Origin of the sequence: Flavobacterium omnivorum (assembly GCF_900099915.1) — a bacterium.
In the GTDB taxonomy this organism is placed as follows: domain Bacteria; phylum Bacteroidota; class Bacteroidia; order Flavobacteriales; family Flavobacteriaceae; genus Flavobacterium; species Flavobacterium omnivorum.
The window spans coordinates 53,801-76,154 of sequence record NZ_FNDB01000004.1 but is presented as its reverse complement, the minus strand read 5'-3'; the positions used below and the strand labels follow the sequence as shown (position 1 = coordinate 76,154).

Sequence of the window (22,354 nt, the reverse complement as noted above, 5' to 3'; positions counted from 1 at the left end):
TTAATTTATCTTAAATTTAAATTTTTCATTGAAAGTGATTATTAAAGTTAATATAATTGTTAGAGCAAAAATATAAAGTATGTCTTCAATAGTTGCCTGAAAATAATATGGGAACTTTTCGGAATAAGTTTCAAAATAACCATTTACTGGATATTTAATATCACTTAAAAGCAAGTTGTCGGAATAAACATCATTTGATGTAAGTGTATTATATACTACATATTTACCCCAAAAATATTCTTTGTAATTAAATTCTCCGAAATGCTCCAAAATAAAAAAAATCAAAAGGGAAATAATAAATGATTTTAAAATTTTGATGATAAGTGTTTTTTTTATTGATATTTCTTTTTTCATTTTTCTTTGTTTTTTTGCGGTAACATTACTGCCAACGTTATGCCACATTGAGATGGCTGGAAATTCGTAACCGCTCAATTTTAGGCTTAACGAAAACTTGATGTGAAACGATAATTCCACTAAATTCCAGCTAGCTCAAAATGGCTGTTGTTCGATCGCTTTTTTATTCTTTGTTTCTTTCGATTACTTGATAATAATAACTAAAAGGTTTGTTATAATTAACAACTTGTCTTGAATTACTTTTAATATTTTGGTCGTCGTCTTCTTTCTCATCTTTGTACTTTTCAAGATTTTTTATTAAGTCGAAATATAATTTATTTCTATTTCTATCTAAATGTTTCAATTGTCTTATCGAATATTTGTTGCTCTTCAATTCTTTAAATCCATTTTTCCAACACATATCATTTGATATTTTATCAAAATTATTAAGATTTACTCTTCCAACTGACATACCAACAAGTCTATTTATCGCTGATTCCTTTACTGAATTTACACTTTTTCTTAACCCATTCTGAATAGCATTCTGTATTTCTAAAATAACATCTTCTTGTTTGTTTAATTCTTTTTCCAGTGATTTCTTTCTTACTCTAATAAATCCATTATGGTGAATTTCATAACCAACAAAACCAATCCAAGGAAAACCATCATTTTCAATGGAATCCCATTTATATGGACCTTTTGATTTTCCTTTCCAAAAAGGTTTTAATGTTATATCTGTTTTGTATTTAGATTTTTTTTCTCTATCTTTTTTTAGATGAACGTTTTCTTTAAAAAGATGTGGTACTAACTTTAATTCTCTTAATGAATTAATATATAAATCCTTTGCAATATTACACTGCTCATAATTATTATGGATTATAAGCATATCATCACAGAACCTTATATAAAATACTTTTGTTTCTAGCATTTTTTTATCAGCTTCATTCAAAGCTATATTAGCTATTAATCCTGATAATGCTCCACCTTGTGGAACACCAATTCTTTCATTATCAATTTTTTCATAATAATTATTTTCATTTAAACCTTTCTCAACCCATTCAAATTCTCCAAATGGAATTTTATAACTATTCCAATAATCAATATCAGTTGGTTTAGGAACATTTTTATTAAAGGCATAACAATCTAAAAATTGATAAAAAATATTTTCTGCATTTTTAAAGTTTAATTTAGGATATTTATTGATAGCATTAACAATTAGGTTGTTAAATAGATTTTTAATGATTTTATGATTGACAGAATCATAAAATTTTTCCATATCACACTCTACAACCCATAAAGGTTGATTCTCAAATTGTTTTTGCAATTCAATAATATCTTTTATACAATCGTGATGTGTTAATATAGCTGTGTTAGTTTTATTTTTTTTGGAACGAAAAGCATAAGAGGAATTCTGAAAATCATCATCAAATAATTTGGTTAAATAATTATTTGTAATACTCAAAATAATCCTGTCTTTAAGAGCAAATAATGATATTGGTCTGCAGATGTTTTTTTCATTTAACTTTAACTCATCTTTAAGTTTAGGATAAATTACTGGCGGTTTTATTTGAAAATTTATGTCTTTAACAGATTGCATAATATCTTCAACAAAAACATCTAATTTGATTAGCCAATCAACTTTCTGTTCCTTTTTTCTATAGAGTTGAATAGTTTTTAGTAATGAGTAAAGATTTTTATCAGTTGAATTTAGCGGTTCATTAGTTCTTTTATTTCTTCTTGAATCAAACCCTAATTTCACCCATTTGTTTCTACTTGGTAAAATTTCATTTAAACTTTCAAGTAATTTTTTTTGATAATCTTGAAAATCATTTTGAACATTATTAAACTTGTTTGATTCTAACTTATGATAATTGAATTTTTCTGAATTTGTAAGTAAATGAATTAGGTGCTTTTTGTTTCTATTTTTGGCAATTTTCACTCTCATTTTGCATAAATGATTTATTATTGCAGCTTCTGTAAAAAATGTTTCAAATTGTTTCATAATAAAATAAGGGTTCCTGTAAAAGGCTAAAGCCTATATTGCAAAGATACTGACATAGATGCGTATCACTTTTTTAAGTCCTCTGGCAAGTGAATAACCGTGTTTGAGGATGATATTTGCGGAAGATTTTCATCTCCCACCTTCAGAACCCCTATTTTTTTTGATTTTGAGTTAAATAGCCTTTGTTATTAGCCAAATAAATTATGCTGGTAAATTTAACAACACCATTTCTTGATTCAAAACAATTAAGTAGAAAGTTTTTACAATTTGTTTCATTATATTTATGAAGATCCATTGAACTTAATTTCAAAAAATATTTTTCTCCAATTTCATATGTAAAGGTGTTAGATATTACCATAGCAACTTTGTACCAATCTTGATATGAATTTGTTATTGATAAATTTTTTCTTGAAAGATAACTTATTATTGATGAGATTGTTTTTCTGTCGTTAGCTTTATTTTTATCTTTTGGATTATATAATGCGTCTTTATTACTTGCAAATTTTATTTTTAGTTCTTTTTGTGTAACACTTTTTATTGGACTATTTTCAACATCCAATTTTAAAATTTCAAAATATTCATATTTCGCTTTAATTTCTAAATTAGCATCAAATGAAAAAAAACATAATCGAGTTGTATCGCTTCCACTTTGGTCAAGTTCAATGTCATATGTATCTTTAAAATATTTCGACAATTTTATAAAAGCACTTTTGTGAATTTTATCGATTTCATTGTATTCAATTTCAAAATCAAATTTTAAACAAACAAGACCTTTTATTCCTTCATTTGATGGTGACTTCCAAAATGAAAATACATACGAATCATTTTTTAATAAATTAATATTATGTTCTAATTCTTTGGATTCTAATTTGTCAATATCAATAACTATTATTGAATTGTATGTTTTTATATTTTCTCTTCTTCGTTTCTTTTCAAACGTTGCGCAAAAAGTTACAGCTGGAAGATTTTTTTTGTGTGTATTATATTCTTCTTTTTTATCATCTAATAATAAATTTCGAAGTTTTGCTATTTTATTTTCATATTTACTTGATTTTATTTCTTCTAAAACTTCTTTTATAGTCAATTCTTCAGATAAACTTGTCCAAGTATTACCTTGATAGGAAACTTTGCTTTGTAAAATATTAAGATTATTTTCTTTCAAGGTTAATTTAATTTAAATGTTCTTTTTTATGCGATTCTCACACTGTGTCGCACAACTTGTATATAACATCAACAGGTAACGCTTTTTTTTTAAAGTTTTACCGTATTTCACGCTATATATTCTAGTTCGTAAATAAAATCATTTTTAACTATTGTTACAATACCCACATTTAGTGATATTTTGACTTTAATTAAAGAGTATAATAGTAAGCTAATTCTAATGCGGTATATTTTTCATTTCTTTCTTCTAATTCTCCAACTATCATTTTTATCATAATCCCTTCTAAACTCATAAAACTTCCCTCTCAGGTAAAGACTTAAAAACCAAACCACAATAAATCCTATTATTTCATACCATTCCATAACTCAAATATAGAAAGTATAGGAATTCGTCTTTTAGCTTGAAATCAAGTAATCCTTTTTTGATAAGAAATAATCCCGAATTGACAAGTGTTAAGTACCAGGAATGATATGTTGTCGTATTTAACAATGTCAAACCCTCAGTAAAGACTAGGGTTGTTATAAAAACAAATGCAACATTATTTAATCACATTACTTACTATTGCTATATAAAAAAAAGATGCCTCGTGGCATCTTTTTATTTTACAAACCTACAAGTTTAAAAAACTCCGAAAGCTTTATATTTCGAGCCTCGCAAATTTTATTTAAAGTATATAAGGTTATCGTATAATTTTCATCATTATAAATTCTACGGACAGTTTTTTCATCAATATTATGGTTTAGTGCAAATTCAGTTTTTGCCTGAGTTTCACCAATCCATTCGTTAGCAATGAAGTCGCATATTTTTCTATTTAAATCACCCATATAAACAAAATAAGTTGTTAATAATTAATTTTAATCGGACAACTGTCCGATTGTGAAAAATTTATACTATATTTGTTTTAGAATTAATACATTTGCGTTTCTTCATTTAAAAATATTTGAAGCATTCGCTTTGAATCTCGTATCAGAAAATTGGCGTTTTAAAACCACGAGATGATAAGTTAAGATGCTCACGACCATGGCGTGGGCTCACTTATTTGTGGTTAAGGTATGCCAATGCCTCTGATGCAATAAGCTGAGTTCCATGCCATTTTTTTATTCTTTGGCCAGATTATTCAGCTTTTATTCTTAGCACCGCTTTATCATTTTTCATAGTCTCGCAGCAGTTTAACCCTCTAAAACACGCATGCCTATGAGTAAAGTGCAACTACACATCTAAAACAGTCAACGCAAGGCGTTAAACTCGGTTTCAATCATTAAACCACAAATTCCCCGTTAATAAAACGCTCTTTTCTTAATCGGCAGTAGAGACCTATACCCAGCTTTAAACAAAAACCGCCTATGGCTAAATAAAATGTAATCCATGATTTGATGAATTCTGAACTTTGATTACCTAAAAAGCACCTGCACCGCAAGCTTCTTTGAACAAAAGATCTCATTAATTTAATTTGAATTTATTAATGGTGCAGGATGTTTTATTGTAAGTACGAACAGATAACCAACAACAGATAACAATAAAATGAAATATTACAAACAAATACTAGCAGCATTAATACTGGCATTTATAACACTTATATTCCTTTGGCTTTATGGCTGCAACAAGTATACTGAAAAGGATTATCTAAAATCACAACTAATTAAAACACCATTATGCTTATGATATAGTAAAACACCATTCCTAAAGACTTAAAGACATTCCATTGGATGACTTTAAGACTAAACAAAAGGCCCTCTAACTCTTCTTGGCGGACGAATAGAGGACCATAGCAAAACAAAACTCACATTCCATCTAACCAATAACCAATAATATGAAAAAAAAATCAGTTTATAGGTCTAGGAAGCCATTTATATATCCGTTAATTTTCGGAATATTCCTAAACTCCATTTCCCCAACACTAGCGCACAATCCTTTTCCAAGTAATAATAAAGAAAAGGAACGACCAAAAATAAAATTTTGCATTGTTGTGCCTTTATGGCAATACAAACAACAAAATCAAATCAGCGGCACTATTACTGATGGTACAAGCCCTTTACCCGGTGTAACAATTTCCATAAAAGGAAAAAGAAATAATACCGTAAGCTCCGACTTCAAAGGACAATACACACTTACAGCTACTGCTACAGATACTTTGATGGTCTCTTTTATAGGATTCAAAACAGCAATAGTTCCCATAAACAGTCGTAAAACTGTCAATGTACAATTACAGCAAGACTTGACCACACTAAAAGAAGTCCGTGTCAACGCAGGCTATTATTCCGTCAAAGAAAGCGAACGCACCGGAAACATTGCCCGTATTACCGCCAAAGACATAGAAACACAACCCGTAACCAATGTGCTGGCCACCATGCAAGGACGCATGGCTGGTGTCAATATAACACAAACAACCGGTGTGCCAGGTGGGGGATTTGATATCAAAATTCGCGGCCAAAATAGCCTTCGCGCTGAGGCTAACGCCCCTTTATACCTCATCGATGGGGTTCCCTATGCTGCGGATCCCATCGGACACAATCAAACAGCCACCAGCTTTCCCACCGTCACTAGCCCCTTAAATAGTATCAATCCCAGCTCTATTGAAAGTATCGAGATCCTAAAAGACGCCGATGCAACAGCGATTTATGGATCAAGAGGTGCCAATGGCGTAGTATTGATCACCACAAAAAAAGGGAAGCCGGGCAAAACATCCTTTAGAGTACAAGCCTCTTCTGGAGCGGGTACGGTGACCCAGTTCATGAAATTGATGAACACATCCCAATATCTGGAAATGCGCAAGCAAGCATTCCTTAATGATGGTCTGACCGATTATAATCCATGGGACTACGACATTAACGGCACTTGGGATCAAAATAGGAATACGGATTGGCAAAAGGAACTTCTAGGCAATACCGCCCAGTTCAACGACATTCAGGGAACACTATCAGGAGGCTCAGAACAGACACAATTTCTATTAAGTGCCAACTATCACAACGAATCCTCTGTTTTTAAAGGTCCCTTTGCTTACAAAAAAGGAGGTGCAAACATCAACATGAACCACCAGTCTGAAAACAACAAATTTAAAGTCAGCTTTTCCGGGGCTTATACCCTTCAGCATAATGACCAGCCCGCTTTTGATTTTAGCTACGAAGCCCGTTCATTACCCCCAAATGCTCCCGCATTATATAAGCCCGATGGCAGTCTCAATTGGGAAAATGGAACTTGGGAGAATCCCCTAAGAAATCTCAATGCTAAATTTGAATCTAAAACAAAGGACCTAATTGCCAATACGCTGCTATCGTACGAACTTTTGCCTGGATTGGTTTTAAAAAGTAGCATGGGTTATACGGATTTATCAACTATAGAAACACGAATTGCCCCCTCTACTATTTATAACCCGGCTTACAATGTGACTAGCGACAGATCTGCGCTATTCAATAATACCACCAGCCGTTCCTCGTGGATCATTGAACCACAAATCAATTGGGAAAAGGAATCCGCTATAGGAAAAATTAGAGTGCTTGTTGGATCAACTTTTCAACAGCAAACCACCAACATGCTTGTACAAGGCGCCAACGGATTTAGCTCCAATAGTCTGATTTATAATCTAGCCGCCGCCAAATATATAAATGTCTTGGTTCATGAGGAAACCCTATACAAATACCAAGCAATCTTTGGGCGCTTTAATTATGATTGGCAAGGGCGCTATATCGTTAATCTTACCGCCAGAAGGGATGGTTCCAGTCGTTTTGGTCCCGGCAATCAGTTTGCCAATTTTGGGGCTATAGGTGCCGCTTGGCTGTTTTCAAAGGAAAACTTTTTAGAAGACAATTCATGGTGGAGTTTCGGCAAAATAAGAGCTAGTATAGGTACTACAGGGAACGACCAAATTGGGGACTATCAATTTTTCAACACTTATACCACTACAGGCATCAGTTATAACGGCACAATCGGCTTACAACCTTCGCGCCTTTTCAACCCCAACTTTGGCTGGGAAACCAATAACAAATTGGAAGCGGCAGTAGAACTCGGTTTTTTACAAGACCGTATTTTTGCCACTGCATCTTGGTATCAAAATCGTTCGTCCAACCAATTAGTAGGCATGCCATTAACCGGTACGACAGGATTTACGGTATTGCAATCCAATTTGGATGCCACAGTAGAGAATACAGGCTTAGAAATGACCATCCAAACTGCTAATTTTAATAATCATAATTTTAGTTGGACCACAAGCCTAAATCTAACGCTATCCAAAAACAAGCTGTTGCGCTTTCCAGGACTCGAAAGTTCCCCATACAACCAACAGTACCGTATTGGTGAGCCGCTGAACATTGCACTACTTTACAAATACAAAGGTATCAATCCGCAAACTGGAGTTTACGAATTTGAAGATACCAATAATGATGGCGTTATTTCCTTTCCAGAAGACCGGCAAACGGCAGCCGACCTTAACCCCAAGTTCTTTGGTGGCCTACAAAACCAGCTCCGCTATAAAAACTGGAAACTTGACTTTTTATTTCAGTTTGTAAAACAAAAGAACCGCTCCTATCCTATGGGTGCCGCGGGAATGATGTCTAATCAACGAACGACTGCAATCAACAGCTGGCTGCAGCCTGGCGATCAAACGAACTATCAAATCTATACCGCAGGAAACAATTATGATGCCCTTATTGCAGATTACTATTATTCCGAGAGCGATGCCTCAGTTATTGACGCTTCTTTTATTCGTTTAAAAAATATCGCACTGTCTTTTGATGTTCCCTTAAAGCTTCGTGAAACACAATTCAAAATAATAGCACAGGCACAAAATCTATTGACGTTCACAAAATTCAATGAAGGAGACCCCGAGTTTACCAGCTATGGCTTCTTACCACCGCTTAAAGTAATTACTGCGGGAGTACAATTAACTTTTTAATCCAATAAACATGAAAGCAATACACACAAAAACAAATGTCTATTTATGGCTAAGCTTGCTTCTTATCCTAAATGCTTGCGACTCCTTTGTCGCTGTAGATTTACCCGAATCACAATTGACAAATGTGGCGGTATTTGAAGACAATGCCACAGCAAATGCAGCCCTGACGAACATATATTCTAAAATTAGGGACAACGGAATACTAACAGGAACTAACTCGGGAATCTCCAATCAATTGGCTAACTATACGGACGATATGGTAGCGTATGGGAATCCTACCAATCCTAGTTTCCCTTTTTATAATGATAATGTTTTACCATCAAACACGTCGATTCCGGACTATTGGAATGCCTCATACAATCAAATATATAGTGCTAATGCCATACTGGAGGGGGTTGATTTGAGTACTGAGCTGTCAGAGGAAAATAAAAAACTATTGCAAGGAGAAGCCTTTTTTATAAGGGCTCTAGTACACTTCTATTTGGTTAACCTTTTTGGTGATGTTCCCTACATAAAAGAAACGGACTATCGAAAAAATGCCACTGCCAACAGGATGCCTACTCAACAAGTATACGAAAATATTATCCTCGACCTAGAAAAGGCTATCACACTATTGCCCGAAAATTATAGCAGTACATCAAGAGTTCGTCCTACTAAATATGTGGCTAAAGCACTTTTATCAAGAACCTACTTATATACAAAAGCTTATACTCAAGCAGCCAACGAAGCAACTACAGTTTTAAATCAAACTGCTATTTATTCATTGGAAGAAAACCTGAAAGATGTATTCTTACTCAGTTCAAAAGAAACAATCTGGCAACTGCAAGCAGGTATTAGCGGACAAAATACCCAAGAAGCAGCCGTATTTGTTTTCTTATCGGGTCCTCCCTCCTTAGTGGCGCTTTCTGATAATCTGGTAGCTTCATTTGCGCCGGCAGACATGCGAAAAACCAATTGGACCAAAGCAATTACTGACGGTACCACCACCTGGTATCATGCTAATAAATACAAAGAAAGAGACTTTACAGGAGTATCAAAAGAGTACTCGATTGTTTTTCGTCTCGCCGAATTATACCTAATAAGAGCCGAAGCTAGAGCTCATCAAGGCGATCTCATTGGAGCCAAAGAAGACCTCAACATCATTATGCAGCGTGCTGGCTTAGCCCCGGCCATGGCCATAAGCCAAGCGGAAATCATAACGGCTATCGTTCAAGAGAGAAGATGGGAGTTTTTTACCGAGCATGGTCATCGATTCTTCGACCTGAAACGATTGAACCTATTAGATAACACATTGTCTGCTGTCAAACCAGGCTGGAATACAACTGATCAATTGTTCCCGATTCCACAAAGTGAACTAAGTACAAACCCTAATCTTCGCCCACAAAATCCGGGCTATTAATCCAATGAATTATGGTACACGATCAGCAAAGCCATTCGGGTCAAAGCAGCATTAGAAAAAGAATATACTCCCCCTTATTTTTAGTTTTTTTATTTATTTTGCCAGTACTAGGCTGCCCCTTATGGGGGCAGTCGGGGCAAAAAAAACAGTTAACAGCCGAAGACTATCCTTTATGGGGTCAGCTCTCTATGGATAAAATAGCACCCAATGAAGAATGGGTCAGCTACACAATGAGCTATACAGAGGATCGGGATACTTTATTTGTGCGCAATGTGGCAAACCATACAAGCTATTCTTTCCCAGCTGGAGACAAGTCTGCTTTTACAAAAGATATTTTTTTTGTTTGTCAAAGTAAAGATACAGTCCAAATTGTGAATTTAGAAACAGGAAAAAAAGAAATTCTCGCTGGAGTGAGCGCCTACTGTTATTCATTTCAAAATAACTTGGTACTCTTGTTGCTTGCAAGCGCTGAAAATAAAAGAAGCTTAATTATCAGATCTCCCTCGGGAAAGACTCTAGCAGAAATATCTGATGTGATCCAATATTCGCTAAGTCCCAATGGTAATCATTTAGTTTATACAACTTCTCGTAAAAATGGCAATGCAGTATCAATAATTAATTTGGCTACTTTAAAAATGGCAACTCTAATAACTAAGGCCACCGCTGCTAATGATTATAACCATTTCACTTGGCATAAAGATTCCAAAGCAGTCACATTCTACAGCCAATCGAAAATGAACCTTATTGACGGTCTGTGGCTCTATACAATTGCCAATACTAAATTATGGCAGCTGGACCCTAGCAATGAATCCAGTTTCCCTACTACTGCAACAATCGTGGATAATCCCCGTTATAAAATGATCATTTCCGATGATCTCGAAAAAGTGTTTTTTAGCATAAAAGAAAAAACAATACCCATCGCGGAAAAGACTAATTCCAAGGTAGAAATCTGGAATGCAAATGATAAATGGATTTATCCTGAGGAACAGCAATATGGGAAATTTGAAGAACAACCCAAGATAACCCTGTGGCAACCCAAAAATGGGCATGTGACGCGAATCACTTCTACTGAATTACCTTCGATCATGCTGTCCGGGAATCAGCAATATGCATTTTTGTCGAATCCCAAAAGCTATGAGCCACAATTCGATTTTCAAGGCCCGAGAGATTATTACATACAGAATTTAAACACCTTTGAAAATAAACTTTTCTTAAGCAAACAATCCAGCTTTTACCAAGATATAATCCCTTCTCCAAATGGCAAATATATAGCTTACTTTAGAGACCAAGATTGGTGGGTTTACGATATTAAGCACAATACGCACACCAACCTCACAATAAAAACTGGCGTCTCTTTTTCAGGTAAAGTACATGCCTTAGAATCGGATTCGGTCTTTGGATGTCCGGCATGGAGTAAGGAGGACAAAGAAATTATACTGTATGATGAATTTGATATATGGGCGATCAAAGCTGATGGTAGTAATTGTACACGATTGACACAAGGTCGAGAATCAAAAATTAGTTTCCGATTAGCTGATAATCCTAAAAAAGGAAAATGGAATTTGCTATTGGATGGCATTCAACTTGATGCTTTGAATTTAGAAAATGATCTCCTTTTAAGAGCGGAGGGTGATGATGGAAAAACCGGTTATTTTAAATGGACAAAAGGGATTGGAGTACAACCGCTCAGGTATACCGATTCCTTTATAAATGGGCTTAATTATGAAGCTGAAAAACAAAAATTATTTTGCGTCGAACAGCGCTTTGACCTTCCACCAAGAATTCTATCGATAGACAACTCATCCGAGGCAGCGAAGATCGTTTTTCAAAGCAATGCACAACAGCAAAACTACTACTGGGGAAAATCAGAGTTAATTCTTTTTCAGAATTCAAAAAAAGAAAACTTAAAAGGAATTTTATACTATCCGGCACATTACGATCCTCAAAAAAAATATCCCCTGATTGTAAGTATTTATGAAATGCAATCCAAAGAATTGCATTGGTACACTAAGCCAACACTCTTTAATGAATCGGGTTTTAATCAAACTGTTTTTACCACGCATGATTACTTTGTATTCTTACCCGATATTATGCATGAAGATGAAAACGTCGGCCCTTCAACTCTTGATTGTGTTACTTCAGCCACGCTAAAAGTGATAGATAGCGGACTGATAAATCCCGATAAAATCGCGCTTATGGGGCACTCCTTTGGTGGCTATGAAACTGCTTTTATTGCTAACCTCAGTCCTTTATTTGCAACTGCTATCGCAAGTGGTGCAATACTAGATCTCACAAGTTATTATTTAACCGTCGGATGGAACACAACGAAACCTGATATGTGGCGATTTGCCTCCGAAGAACTGCGAATGGGACATAAAACACCTTTCGCAAACCGCTCCGATTTTGACCGTAATGCTCCTCTGACCTCCATAGAAAAACTAAAGATCCCTCTGTTATTATGGAGCGGAAAACAAGATACACAGGTAGATTGGCGCCAAAGCGTGGAATATTATCTGGCGTTAAGAAGGTTGGGTAAAAAAAACAGCATGCTTTTGTATCCAAAAGAAAACCACATTCTTAGCAATCCAATCAATCAAAAAGACCTCTCTGAACGTGTATTACAGTGGTTGGATTATTATTTAAAAGACGATACAACCGCTGCTTGGATTACCAATGGAATAGAAAAATAAATCACTAAAAAAACTAAAAAACAATGCAGTTCCCATTAGGAACTGCATTGCTATCGATCCTTTTTTAATTTTAAGGACGATACAAAATTTGCACACAATTGCCTTGTGCATCTTTACCATAAGCTTGTGGTCCAGAAGTAACTCCCATACGACAAACAAATGGTTTTGGTGTAGTGTCACAGTTCACTGCAACATCACTACAACTTCCTTGTGCATTCAGGGTATACCCTATTTGAGGAACATTGACTTTAGATGCACTTTGCATGGAAGTAGTAACAAAAGCTCCCGAAATTCCCAATGCTGCTACAGCAAATGGCATCACGTTTTTTAAAAATTGCGTTTTCATAATAATAAATATTAAATTAAACTTTGATCTACTTTTTTCTACAGGTATTCGATCTTTTTCCTGATACCGGCCAGTATATTTTGAGTGTCATCTTTCTTTAAGTCTGACATTATTTATTTCTTTTTTAAGTATGCTTTTAAGTTCATAAACCATCAGCTCATTGCCCAATATAGCGTATAGATGCGTTGCCGTAACCCAGAACGAATCGATTTTTTTTTCTCCACTGTTATAAATTGGAAAGCTCAATAAATAGATATTCCTATTCAAATCGTACACATCAATTATTGCGGCCTGTTTCCAAAGCAAATCGTTTTCATAACGTCCTTTTATTTTAGAATGAACAAAAAGTAAATTTTGACAAATAGAGGCATTGGCATTGACTACTAAAGGCGGAGCCATCATCGTTCTTTCAGTCTGGTTTTTAAGATAAGCTACTTTAATTTTCGCTTTGGTTGTTGTATCAATTGTATGCCCGCGATATATTAATTTTGAGTTGATATCAGCTACAATAAATTCATTGCGATAAAAATATAAATACACTATTTTCTTTGTTTTTTCACTGTACAGCAATATACCGTCCGTATCAAAAACACCGTCAATTTGCCGCTGTAAAAGATGCGGATTGTAGCTTACTTTTGGAACCTGACTCGACCGGAATAAACCCAAAACATTGGCGTACTCTTTGCCATTGTTAGCTCTAAATACAAGATTAGCAGTATCTATAGCTTCAGCTAAGGTAAAAAAAGGAATTCCTTTTAATTCTTTACTCAACTTCCAGTTGCTTGTACTCCCCATAAAAACAGTAGGCACCGTTCCATCTTTTAAGTAAAAGAAAGAATCTCTAATACCAATGGTAACCCTTTGAAAAAACCTGTTTTTTACATCAAAAGAGATTTTGTCAAACTGCCTATTATTTAGGCTGGAATCCATAGATAATAATTGTAAGGGATTAGTATAATTTCCTAGATATATTTTCCCCTTTCTGTAACCCGCAAAATAATACGAATTGAACTTTAAGTCCATCTGATGCATAAGCAGTATGGGATGCTGGGGATAACGTCTAATAAATGGATTCTCATGATGTATGATTCCTTCTGAATTCAAAAATAAAGCAATCATAAAACCGATACTAGACAACACTGAAATACTAATGATTCCAGCAATAGGGGCACCTTTAATTATCCTATTTTTTGATTGATGTAAACCGGAATAAAAGGCTAAAGCTAAGAGGGCTAGTAACACAAAGAAAAGATTAAACACAAGGTGTTGATTCCAGCTCATTTTCTCAAGAATACCGCCACAAGAACAGGGAACAAAAGAAGTATAATGCAAGACAATAAAAATATAACTACTAAACATCAACATTAACATCAATGAGGCCAACAGTCCCACAAAGCGCCAACGATTAACTGCCAGAAACAACGCCACTACTAATTCTATCAGTGGCACAAAATAAGATACCTCGCTGGCATAAGCACTAAGTAAGGGTGATTGCCCCAGCTGAACCTGAAAATTCTCGAAATCCAATAATTTACTAACTGCTGCATAAACAAACAATAATATATACAGCAGGCAAATACTGTTGAGAAAAATACTTTTGGTGGTGACACTTAGTTTCATATCGGCGAACTTTAAATTTAATCCGATATAAAATTCCGAAAAACGAATAAATAAAGAGAAGCAAATCGGGAGTATAACTTGTCAGAAAAGGAGTTTTTTTAGTGCATTGCATTAATCGCTACTTTCAACTATATGACTTCAACGTATAACTGTATGATTTTAGACATCTAGACCTTAATACTTTAGGACTTTAGGAACTTATGACTTCATGACTTTCAACTCAAGATCTTCTTTTAATATCCATCGGTTTATACCCAAAATGTTTTTTAAAACCCTTCGAAAAATTAGGATACGTTTTAAAACCTGTCATAGTAGCAATACTCTTTAAGGGAATCATGGTCTGTTGAATTAAAAGATGCGCTTTTTTCAAACGCTCATTAATATAAAACTGATAAATAGTCGTCCGAAAGAGTTGCTTAAATCCGTATTTCAACTTATTATCATTGGTTCCGAAAATATAAGAAAGTTCTTTTACAGAAGGTAATGGGCTATCCAAATGATCTAAAATATAATCATAAACATTTTGAACCATCAGTATATCTGAAGGTCTGCTTAATACAATTGGCAGGTCATTACTATTTGCGGTAATCAAAACAGATTTCGAAATAGTTTCTTCAATTACAGTCGTAACGAAACTAATCAAAATTTTAGAGCAATTCATAAGCCTTGAAATCGTACAATAGACAGGAACTAATAACTTATTTTGTGCAATATAAATTAATTGCACTGAAGCATAATAGTCAGGATCTAACAATATTTCTTCCTCTAAACGATTCCAAAAACACAAGGACTCTTCCGATAACAAATTCTTAAACAACATATTACATAAAAACTCAGGAGTTAAATTTAATAAAATAGAGGCTTCAGAATTATAACTTACAATTACAAAATCCTCATCTAAGATAAAAGTGCTTTGTACTAGATTTCTATAGGAATGATGAGGGTTTATAAAACCCGCGTGAAAAACAGACTCTTTCATCTCCTCAGCTACCATATTCATAAGTACTACTAATCCTTCCAGTTCATCATCCTCTTCTGTTCTTTGAATCCGATTGGTAAAATTACCACCTGCCATTTCAAGAAGCATTTGTGACATACTGCGCATACGCTGCAGATTAATTTCTTGATCCATAGTGTATAATATTAGTCCTAAATAAATACCCTTCCACTAAATATATTCTTCCAAAAAAGCTAAAGCGGCTGACTCATCAGTAAAAAGCTTGGTTGGAACACTTGGCTTACATATTTTAAGATAAAAAGAGGTTATAGTTAGGGAAACACTTTGATGCCCAACTAGACTTACTGCCTTAGTCAGAATAGAACCAGATTGAGCTAAATAGTCCCTTGCAGCTTTGTCAGAATCCACAATTCCTCTGATATCACAAAATATTGGATAGGCTATTTCATTTTGTAACTGTATCCGATCCGCTACAATCCGTTGTGCAGCTTTCAAGTTAATAACACTTTTGGGTTTGTATTTAAAAAAAAGAATGTCATTTCGAATCCAAAATTGAGAAAATTCATTCTCATAGTAATTATGCATCATTTTTATAAAAAATTTAAATAAATCGTCACAATTTAGCAAAAAAAATATTTAAAATTATATTAAATTAAACAAAAGTAAAACAATTTGATATAATTAAACACAAAAGTTATCAAATCGGGAGTATAAGTTGTCATAAAAGGATTTTCTCACAAATAATAAGATTCGATAAATTTTTTATTCAGAATTTTACCAAATAAATATCAAAAAATAAGTAGATATTTTAGTGAATTTTATTTTTTAACAACTAAAACCTAAATAATATGGCAAAAATCAAACACAACAACTTCATTGACACGGTAGATGAAGTAATAGCCGGAGCAAAAAAAGAAGGAGTATTGCATTTATATGCGGAAGATCAAATCTTGAATGGTCGAACCCTACAAATAAAAGGTAAAAAAATGTTTCACTTTGGCACTACCGGGTATTTAGGACTGGAACAAGACAACCGATTAAAAGAAGCAGCAATAACAGCTATTCAAAAGTATGGCACACAATTTCCACTCTCCAAAACCTATATTTCAAATCCGCTATACAGCGAACTGGAATCTAAGATTGAAGCAATGTATGGAATACCTCCGATAATAACAAAAAACAGTACACTTGGTCATCTGGCAGTAATTCCAACAGTGGTAAGGGATGAAGATGGAGTAATTCTTGACCATCAAGTACATTGGAGTGTTCAAAATGCCTGTCAATTATTAAAAATAAGAGGCATTCCGGTAGAAATGATTCGACACAACAATTTGAATATGCTGGAGGATAAAATTAAATACCTGGCGACACGATGCAAGAAAATATGGTATATGGCAGACGGCGTATATTCTATGTTTGGCGATTTTGCTCCCATACCAGATTTGATGGAATTGTGCAAAAAATACCCGCAGTTACAACTCTATTTTGATGATGTACACGGAATGAGTTGGAGAGGAAAAAATGGTACTGGATATGTATTGGACGTTTTAAAAAGTTTGCCAGACAATGTTTTACTGTTTGGTACATTGAGTAAAACATTTGGTGCCAGTGGAGCAACATTACTTTGTACCGATAACCGACTACGAGAAAAAATTAAAAATTTTGGTGGACCACTTACTTTTTCGGCACAATTGGAACCGGCTTCTGTAGCAGCTGCAATTGCATCGGCAAACATTCATCTTTCACCTGAAATCATAAGCTTACAATGCGATTTATCAGAAAAAATAGAATATTTCAAATCATTACTAGAAAAAACTACCCTCCCGATGATTGCCCTTAATAACTCCCCAGTATTTTTCTTGGGCACCGCAATGCCTTTGACCGCCTATAAAATGGTACAACGGCTATTCAAAGAAGGTTTTTATGTAAATCCCGCAATATATCCGGCAGTCCCAATCAAAAACACGGGGATCCGTATCACACTTTCTCGACACAACCAAAAAGAAGAAATAAAAGCATTAGTGGAAGCGATGGAATACCATTTCCCTATAGCCTTGGAAGAATCGGGAAATTCACAACACAAAGTGAATAAAGCTTTTGGCATTGTAGAAACGATTTCGACTGTTGGAAATTTAGAGCCAAAAAAAAACTTAGTATTACAATACGAAGTATCCATAGAAAAAATAAACAAACAGAACTGGAACGAACTCTTGGGCAAGCAAAGCACGTTTGATTGGGATGGGCTATGCTTCTTGGAAAATGCTTTTATAAATCCGAACTATCCTGAAAACAATTGGGACTTTCATTATTATATAATCAAAGACAAAAAGGGAATTCCTGTACTGGCAACTTTTTTCACTTACGGACTTTGGAAAGACGATATGTTAGCTTCAGAATCCATTTCGAAACAACTGGAAGAAAAAAGAAAACAAAATCCATTATACCTGACTTCAAAAGTATTAGGAATGGGCTCTCTATTTACGGAAGGGAATCATTGCTATATCAATAAAACACATCCATTAGCTGAAGAAGCCATAATGCTTTTATTGGAACAAGTGGAGACATTGTATCATCAACTAAATGCTGATATGTTGGTGTTAAGGGATTTTGAGGAAGATGAACAATTGAATCATATATTCCACAATCAAGGGTTCTTAAAAATAAACATGCCTGAAACCTGCATCATACAAAATGCAATATGGAATACTATCGAAGAATATTCCACTTCGCTTTCTCACCGCTCAAGAAAACATTTCTTGAAAGAGGTACTGCCTTTAGAACAGGCTTTTGATATTGTAATAAAAAATCAATTAACAAACGAAGAATTAGAACAGGCATATAAATTGTATCTGAATGTGAAAAATATCAATCATGCTATAAATACATTTACCTACCCGATAGAAGTTTTCCAAAAAATGGAGAGCAATCCGCAATGGGAATTCATATTGTTATATCTCAAAAATAAAGAAAAAGAACAAAGTGTAAACCCATTAATCGGAATTCTATTTTGTTATAAAAATACAGCGCATACCTATGTTCCAGCGCTGATAGGAATGGATTATTCCTATGCAAAAGAATTTCAACTCTACCGACAACTTCTGTTTCAGGGAATTAAACGGGCTCGGGAATTAAATCTTAATAAAATTGATTTTGGTGTATCTGCAACTTTCGAGAAGAGAAAACTGGGAGCCACGATAATTCCAAAAGTAGCCTACATTCAAGCCCGAGATAATTTTTCAATGGAATTAATGGGCACACTTCAAAACGAAGACAAAACACTTTAAAACGATACAGGAAATAAAGTCTAAAAATACAGTCGTCAGTTCGAGTGTTTTTCATGGAATAAAATGGAATGAAAAATGTATCGAGAACCGCTTTAGTTCTTCTCTGTTTTGTCATCCCGACGAAGGAGGACACGAGGACATTGTACGAACGGGCGAAGCAATCTCATCAGTCAAACCTTTGCCATTAAAACAACTAACATCAAAAATATAAACTAATCAAGTCTTCATTCCCTTTCCTTCTTATTCCCCTCCTTCGGAGGGGCTGGGGGAGGAAGAGAGCTGGGGGGTGAGGTTAAACCAAATAAACATGTTCAAAAGTACTATTGAAGAATTTAATAAAAAAGTAAATATAATTATATCCATAGAAGATAACCATCTCAAAAAAGCAATTGATGGCATTAATTTATGCAACAAAACCTTGGCAACCCTAAAAGAAAGAGTCGAGCAAAACGATTTCGACACAGTACCCGATGAAATTAATTTCTTTAAAAATATCAAACCACTTCCGATGAGTTACCTGATTTATTTTACCGAACTGCGTTCTTGCGAACTTCGCAAACCCAAAGCGGGCACATCCTATCAGATCGAATTTTTTGAAAAGGAAATGCGAAAAATTAATAAATTTTTCTCTCGCAATTTAGATTTTGTTAATTATATGGAGCAAGGATACACCTATATCGATCATCAGTTTTTCACAAGAAACCCAGGTAATAATTTTCCTTTCACACCAATGACAGATTACTATCAATATCCCGAATTTTCCTCCTCACATGACATGCTTTGGGCCAAAGTAAAAGCAATGCACCGATTTATTCATTACATCCGCGAAGCAATGCAAAAACTCAATGCTGGTAATACAATTATGTTTAACGAAAAAAAACACAAAGTACTCCTTTGGACAGCTCCAAAAACGGCACTCACGGAATTAATCTATGCGCTATATTCCAATGGGGCCTTAAATCATGGAGCAGCCGACATAAATACTATAGCCGCTTCTTTTGAGGATTTCTTCAACATCAAAATAGACAATATCTACAAAACCTATTCAGAGATTAAAGATAGAAAGAGTAGCAAAACAAAATTCTTAGAAGAACTGATGCTGAATCTACAGCAAAAAATCCATAAAGAAGACGAGTGACTAAAAATCGTAGCCAATCGTACCTCCGAAAAACACAGCCAAGAAACACGGTCTATAATGGAGTCATAAAGTCTAATAACTTGCCATCCAGTACTATTTTGATGCTATTTAAAATAATAACTATTCTCACATTAATGCCCCAATTGGGGCATTTTTCATTAGAATAATAGATTGTGTAATCCGAAACTTGAACAAATTCAAAAATGAAAATAAAAGAAACTCAGAAAAGCCCCAAAACGTGCTTTTAAAAATGTTCAAATGTTAAATTACTTCGGTACTACGAAAGCCATTGGGATTAAAAAAGAATAAAAGCAATCAATTTTGTACCACAATAAAGTTATAAAATTAATTATAACCTTAAATCGTTTTAAAATGGCAGCAACAATTATCACAACAGAAGATCTTTTAGAATTCAAAATTGATTTGTTAGAAGAAATTAAAAAAATTATCGGATCGCAAACTACCGAACAAAGCAAAAAGTGGCTAAAATCCCCCGAAGTACGAAAGTTGTTAAATATCTCTCCCGGAACACTTCAAAACCTGCGTATCAATGGAACACTGACCTACACCAAAATCGGTGGCACTATCTATTACGCTAATCAAGACATTGATAAAGTACTGGAAAACAACAAGGTTAGTGCTTCTCCAAACTTATTCAAATGAACTGTCATTGCTTCGTTCCACTAGTTATCGGAATGAAGTAATCTCACAAATATCGACTAAGGATGGCACGAGGACTTTGTCCTAAAAGGCAAAGCAATCTCATCAACTTTATGCTCTTACCTCAATTCCGTACTCCTTATGGTTAATCAAACTGAATACTAAAAACTGAACACTGAACACTATCTCATGAACTACATCAAACACCTCACCGGATTTTTTAATAAAATCAATTATGAACCCAACCTAAATCCAACGCACATTTCGCTCTATTTGGCACTTTTCCAATGTTGGAACGTAAACCGATTCAAGAATCCAACAGGCATTTCTCGGGAAGAAATCATGAAAGCCAGCAAAATCAATTCAAAAGCAACGTATCATAAATGCATGAAAGAATTAGAACTTTTAGGGTTTATGGTATACAATCCGACATTCAATCCACACTCTTGCTCCAACATCATTATGATCAATTTTTCTGAAAAAGAAAAAACAATTTCAAAAATACCACAACCAACCCATTCAAAAAATGAACCCGTTCACAATTTGACCGAATCAAAAAATGAACATGTCATTGAACAGGTAAATGAACAGCTCTATATATATAATAAAAAACAAACAGTTAAAAACAATTTAAACAATACAAAAATAGATATAGAAAAAATTTCAAGAAATGAACCAGTTCAAAATTTGAATCCTTTGATAAATCCAAAAGAGAAAGAAATAAAAACGGAGACCGGTCAGCAAATACTTCCAGTATTCGCTGCTACCAATAAAAAACAAACTGAAAGCGGGCAGCAAAAAGAAAAAAGTTGCGCCAAAAAAGAAAAAGCTGTTGAACTCGATTTATTTTTTGAAACCACAGTGCCATCACTCGAAATGATACTGGAATACTTCTCTTTCAAGGAAAGCTCCCAAATAGAAGCCAATAAGTTTTTCAATTACTACTCCAGCATAGGTTGGCTCATAGGCGGTAAAACAAAAATGAAAGATTGGAAAGCTGCAGCAAGAAACTGGATGCTCAACACAGCTAAGTTTGCTGCTAACACCCAAAAATCCGATTACAACGCCCAACCAAAACCGATGCACTTGCACACAGCAACCCAGAAAAACTATGACGAACCATTGTAAATCCGTCCGTGAAACCTTCCTGGTCTACAAAGGTTTCAAAGTGTATAATTTCCAAAAATGCTTGGAATATTTAGAAAACCAAGGAAAAACAACCTATGGAAGTTCGTTTCATATCAGCGAAATGGATCACCCCACCATCTACAAATTGTTGATTTATATGATAAAAGATGAGAAAGCTGCCATAAACCAAAATATAGACTTATCAAAAGGAATTCTATTATCAGGTTCAATAGGTTGCGGAAAAACATCCCTAATGAACTTAGTACGTCCTTTTGCTTATCATGCATCCGATTACAAAATCAAAACATGTAGGGAAGTCTCGTTTGAATTTGCCAAAAATGGCTTTGAGGCCATCAACTGCTACACGCTAAAGCAAACCAATCGATCGAAACTAACCGGTTATTGCTTTGACGATTTGGGTGCCGAACAGCAAATAAAGCACTTCGGAAATGATTGCAACGTCATGGCTGAGGTACTCATCAGCCGTTATGAACAGTTTGTCGAAAACAAATCGGTAACCCACATAACCACCAACCTATCCGCCTCCGAAATCGAAAACAACTACGGCAACCGACTCCGGTCCAGAATGCGACAAATGTTCAATTTGATAACATTCGACCAAAACACCAAAGACAAACGATAAAGTCATTGCGAGGAACGAAGCAATCCCATCACGAGAGGCTCAACCCTCCTTTCACTATTCACTATTCACCGTCATCCTGAGCGAAGACGAAGGACACTATTCA

16 protein-coding genes are annotated in these 22,354 nt (G+C 34.6%); 8 read left to right on the top strand and 8 right to left on the bottom strand.

The features are described from left to right. From BLS90_RS05610 to BLS90_RS05595, 4 genes are all read right to left on the bottom strand, one after another. A complete protein-coding gene (locus BLS90_RS05610) occupies positions 1–354 on the bottom strand; it encodes a hypothetical protein (protein ID WP_220083870.1) in 354 nt (117 codons plus the stop codon). Positions 355–517: 163 nt separating this feature from the next. After that, positions 518–2,335: a reverse transcriptase/maturase family protein gene (locus BLS90_RS05605; RefSeq protein ID WP_091256192.1), complete on the bottom strand. Its 1,818-nt coding sequence runs from the start codon at positions 2,333–2,335 to the stop codon at positions 518–520. A gap of 151 nt (positions 2,336–2,486) precedes the next feature. Further along, complete coding sequence (locus tag BLS90_RS05600) at positions 2,487–3,497, bottom strand: BT4734/BF3469 family protein (protein ID WP_139171390.1); 1,011 nt, start codon at positions 3,495–3,497, stop codon at positions 2,487–2,489. 602 nt (positions 3,498–4,099) lie between these two features. Then, a complete protein-coding gene (locus BLS90_RS05595; protein ID WP_091256188.1) occupies positions 4,100–4,321 on the bottom strand; it encodes a helix-turn-helix domain-containing protein in 222 nt (73 codons plus the stop codon). 986 nt (positions 4,322–5,307) lie between these two features. Here BLS90_RS05595 and BLS90_RS05590 point away from each other — a divergent pair. The 3 genes from BLS90_RS05590 to BLS90_RS05580 are packed head-to-tail and all read left to right on the top strand — an operon-like array spanning position 5,308 to position 12,474. Further along, entirely contained in the window at positions 5,308–8,385 is a 3,078-nt protein-coding gene (locus BLS90_RS05590) for a SusC/RagA family TonB-linked outer membrane protein (protein WP_091256186.1), read from the top strand. Between the two features lie 10 nt (positions 8,386–8,395). After that, positions 8,396–9,784: a RagB/SusD family nutrient uptake outer membrane protein gene (locus BLS90_RS05585; RefSeq protein ID WP_091256185.1), complete on the top strand. Its 1,389-nt coding sequence runs from the start codon at positions 8,396–8,398 to the stop codon at positions 9,782–9,784. 11 nt (positions 9,785–9,795) lie between these two features. Then, positions 9,796–12,474: a prolyl oligopeptidase family serine peptidase gene (locus BLS90_RS05580; protein WP_091256183.1), complete on the top strand. Its 2,679-nt coding sequence runs from the start codon at positions 9,796–9,798 to the stop codon at positions 12,472–12,474. Between the two features lie 70 nt (positions 12,475–12,544). On the opposite strand, the gene BLS90_RS05575 is transcribed toward BLS90_RS05580, so the two are convergent. From BLS90_RS05575 to BLS90_RS05560, 4 genes are all read right to left on the bottom strand, one after another. Continuing rightward, positions 12,545–12,820, bottom strand: a complete 276-nt coding sequence (locus BLS90_RS05575) for a hypothetical protein (RefSeq protein ID WP_091256181.1) — start codon at positions 12,818–12,820, stop codon at positions 12,545–12,547. A gap of 87 nt (positions 12,821–12,907) precedes the next feature. Beyond that, on the bottom strand, positions 12,908–14,440 hold the full coding sequence (locus BLS90_RS05570) for a MauE/DoxX family redox-associated membrane protein (RefSeq protein WP_091256179.1): 1,533 nt from the start codon (positions 14,438–14,440) through the stop codon (positions 12,908–12,910). A 220-nt stretch (positions 14,441–14,660) separates the two neighbouring features. Further along, on the bottom strand, positions 14,661–15,572 hold the full coding sequence (locus BLS90_RS05565; protein ID WP_091256177.1) for an AraC family transcriptional regulator: 912 nt from the start codon (positions 15,570–15,572) through the stop codon (positions 14,661–14,663). 36 nt (positions 15,573–15,608) lie between these two features. Next, the gene (locus BLS90_RS05560) at positions 15,609–15,986 is read right to left on the bottom strand and encodes a DUF7793 family protein (RefSeq protein ID WP_091256176.1); all 378 of its coding nucleotides are present in this window, start codon (positions 15,984–15,986) and stop codon (positions 15,609–15,611) included. Positions 15,987–16,246: 260 nt separating this feature from the next. On the opposite strand from BLS90_RS05560, the gene BLS90_RS05555 reads away from it, so the two are divergent. The 5 genes from BLS90_RS05555 (at position 16,247) to BLS90_RS05535 (ending at position 22,251) form a co-directional block, all read left to right on the top strand. Next, positions 16,247–18,682, top strand: coding sequence for an aminotransferase class I/II-fold pyridoxal phosphate-dependent enzyme (locus BLS90_RS05555; RefSeq protein WP_091256174.1), 2,436 nt, complete (start codon positions 16,247–16,249; stop codon positions 18,680–18,682). 307 nt (positions 18,683–18,989) lie between these two features. Further along, on the top strand, positions 18,990–19,820 hold the full coding sequence (locus tag BLS90_RS05550; RefSeq protein ID WP_091256172.1) for an RteC domain-containing protein: 831 nt from the start codon (positions 18,990–18,992) through the stop codon (positions 19,818–19,820). A gap of 372 nt (positions 19,821–20,192) precedes the next feature. Next, positions 20,193–20,483: a helix-turn-helix domain-containing protein gene (locus BLS90_RS05545; protein ID WP_091256170.1), complete on the top strand. Its 291-nt coding sequence runs from the start codon at positions 20,193–20,195 to the stop codon at positions 20,481–20,483. 186 nt (positions 20,484–20,669) lie between these two features. Further along, positions 20,670–21,608 carry a hypothetical protein gene (locus tag BLS90_RS05540; RefSeq protein ID WP_091256168.1) on the top strand — a complete coding sequence of 313 codons (939 nt, stop codon included), beginning with the start codon at positions 20,670–20,672 and terminating at the stop codon, positions 21,606–21,608. Then, positions 21,592–22,251 (top strand): P-loop NTPase family protein, encoded by a 660-nt coding sequence (locus BLS90_RS05535; protein WP_091256166.1) that lies wholly within the window; start codon positions 21,592–21,594, stop codon positions 22,249–22,251. Before BLS90_RS05540 ends, BLS90_RS05535 begins: the two co-directional genes overlap by 17 nt. Positions 22,252–22,354: the final 103 nt, after the last annotated feature.

Coding starts and splice junctions, on each gene's coding strand:
- BLS90_RS05610 (WP_220083870.1), bottom strand. CDS start 354: ATGAAAAAAGAAATATCAATAAAAAAAACACTTATCATCAAAATTTTA.
- BLS90_RS05605 (WP_091256192.1), bottom strand. CDS start 2,335: ATGAAACAATTTGAAACATTTTTTACAGAAGCTGCAATAATAAATCAT.
- BLS90_RS05595 (WP_091256188.1), bottom strand. CDS start 4,321: ATGGGTGATTTAAATAGAAAAATATGCGACTTCATTGCTAACGAATGG.
- BLS90_RS05590 (WP_091256186.1), top strand. CDS start 5,308: ATGAAAAAAAAATCAGTTTATAGGTCTAGGAAGCCATTTATATATCCG.
- BLS90_RS05585 (WP_091256185.1), top strand. CDS start 8,396: ATGAAAGCAATACACACAAAAACAAATGTCTATTTATGGCTAAGCTTG.
- BLS90_RS05580 (WP_091256183.1), top strand. CDS start 9,796: ATGGTACACGATCAGCAAAGCCATTCGGGTCAAAGCAGCATTAGAAAA.
- BLS90_RS05575 (WP_091256181.1), bottom strand. CDS start 12,820: ATGAAAACGCAATTTTTAAAAAACGTGATGCCATTTGCTGTAGCAGCA.
- BLS90_RS05570 (WP_091256179.1), bottom strand. CDS start 14,440: ATGAAACTAAGTGTCACCACCAAAAGTATTTTTCTCAACAGTATTTGC.
- BLS90_RS05565 (WP_091256177.1), bottom strand. CDS start 15,572: ATGGATCAAGAAATTAATCTGCAGCGTATGCGCAGTATGTCACAAATG.
- BLS90_RS05560 (WP_091256176.1), bottom strand. CDS start 15,986: ATGATGCATAATTACTATGAGAATGAATTTTCTCAATTTTGGATTCGA.
- BLS90_RS05555 (WP_091256174.1), top strand. CDS start 16,247: ATGGCAAAAATCAAACACAACAACTTCATTGACACGGTAGATGAAGTA.
- BLS90_RS05550 (WP_091256172.1), top strand. CDS start 18,990: ATGTTCAAAAGTACTATTGAAGAATTTAATAAAAAAGTAAATATAATT.
- BLS90_RS05545 (WP_091256170.1), top strand. CDS start 20,193: ATGGCAGCAACAATTATCACAACAGAAGATCTTTTAGAATTCAAAATT.
- BLS90_RS05540 (WP_091256168.1), top strand. CDS start 20,670: ATGAACTACATCAAACACCTCACCGGATTTTTTAATAAAATCAATTAT.
- BLS90_RS05535 (WP_091256166.1), top strand. CDS start 21,592: ATGACGAACCATTGTAAATCCGTCCGTGAAACCTTCCTGGTCTACAAA.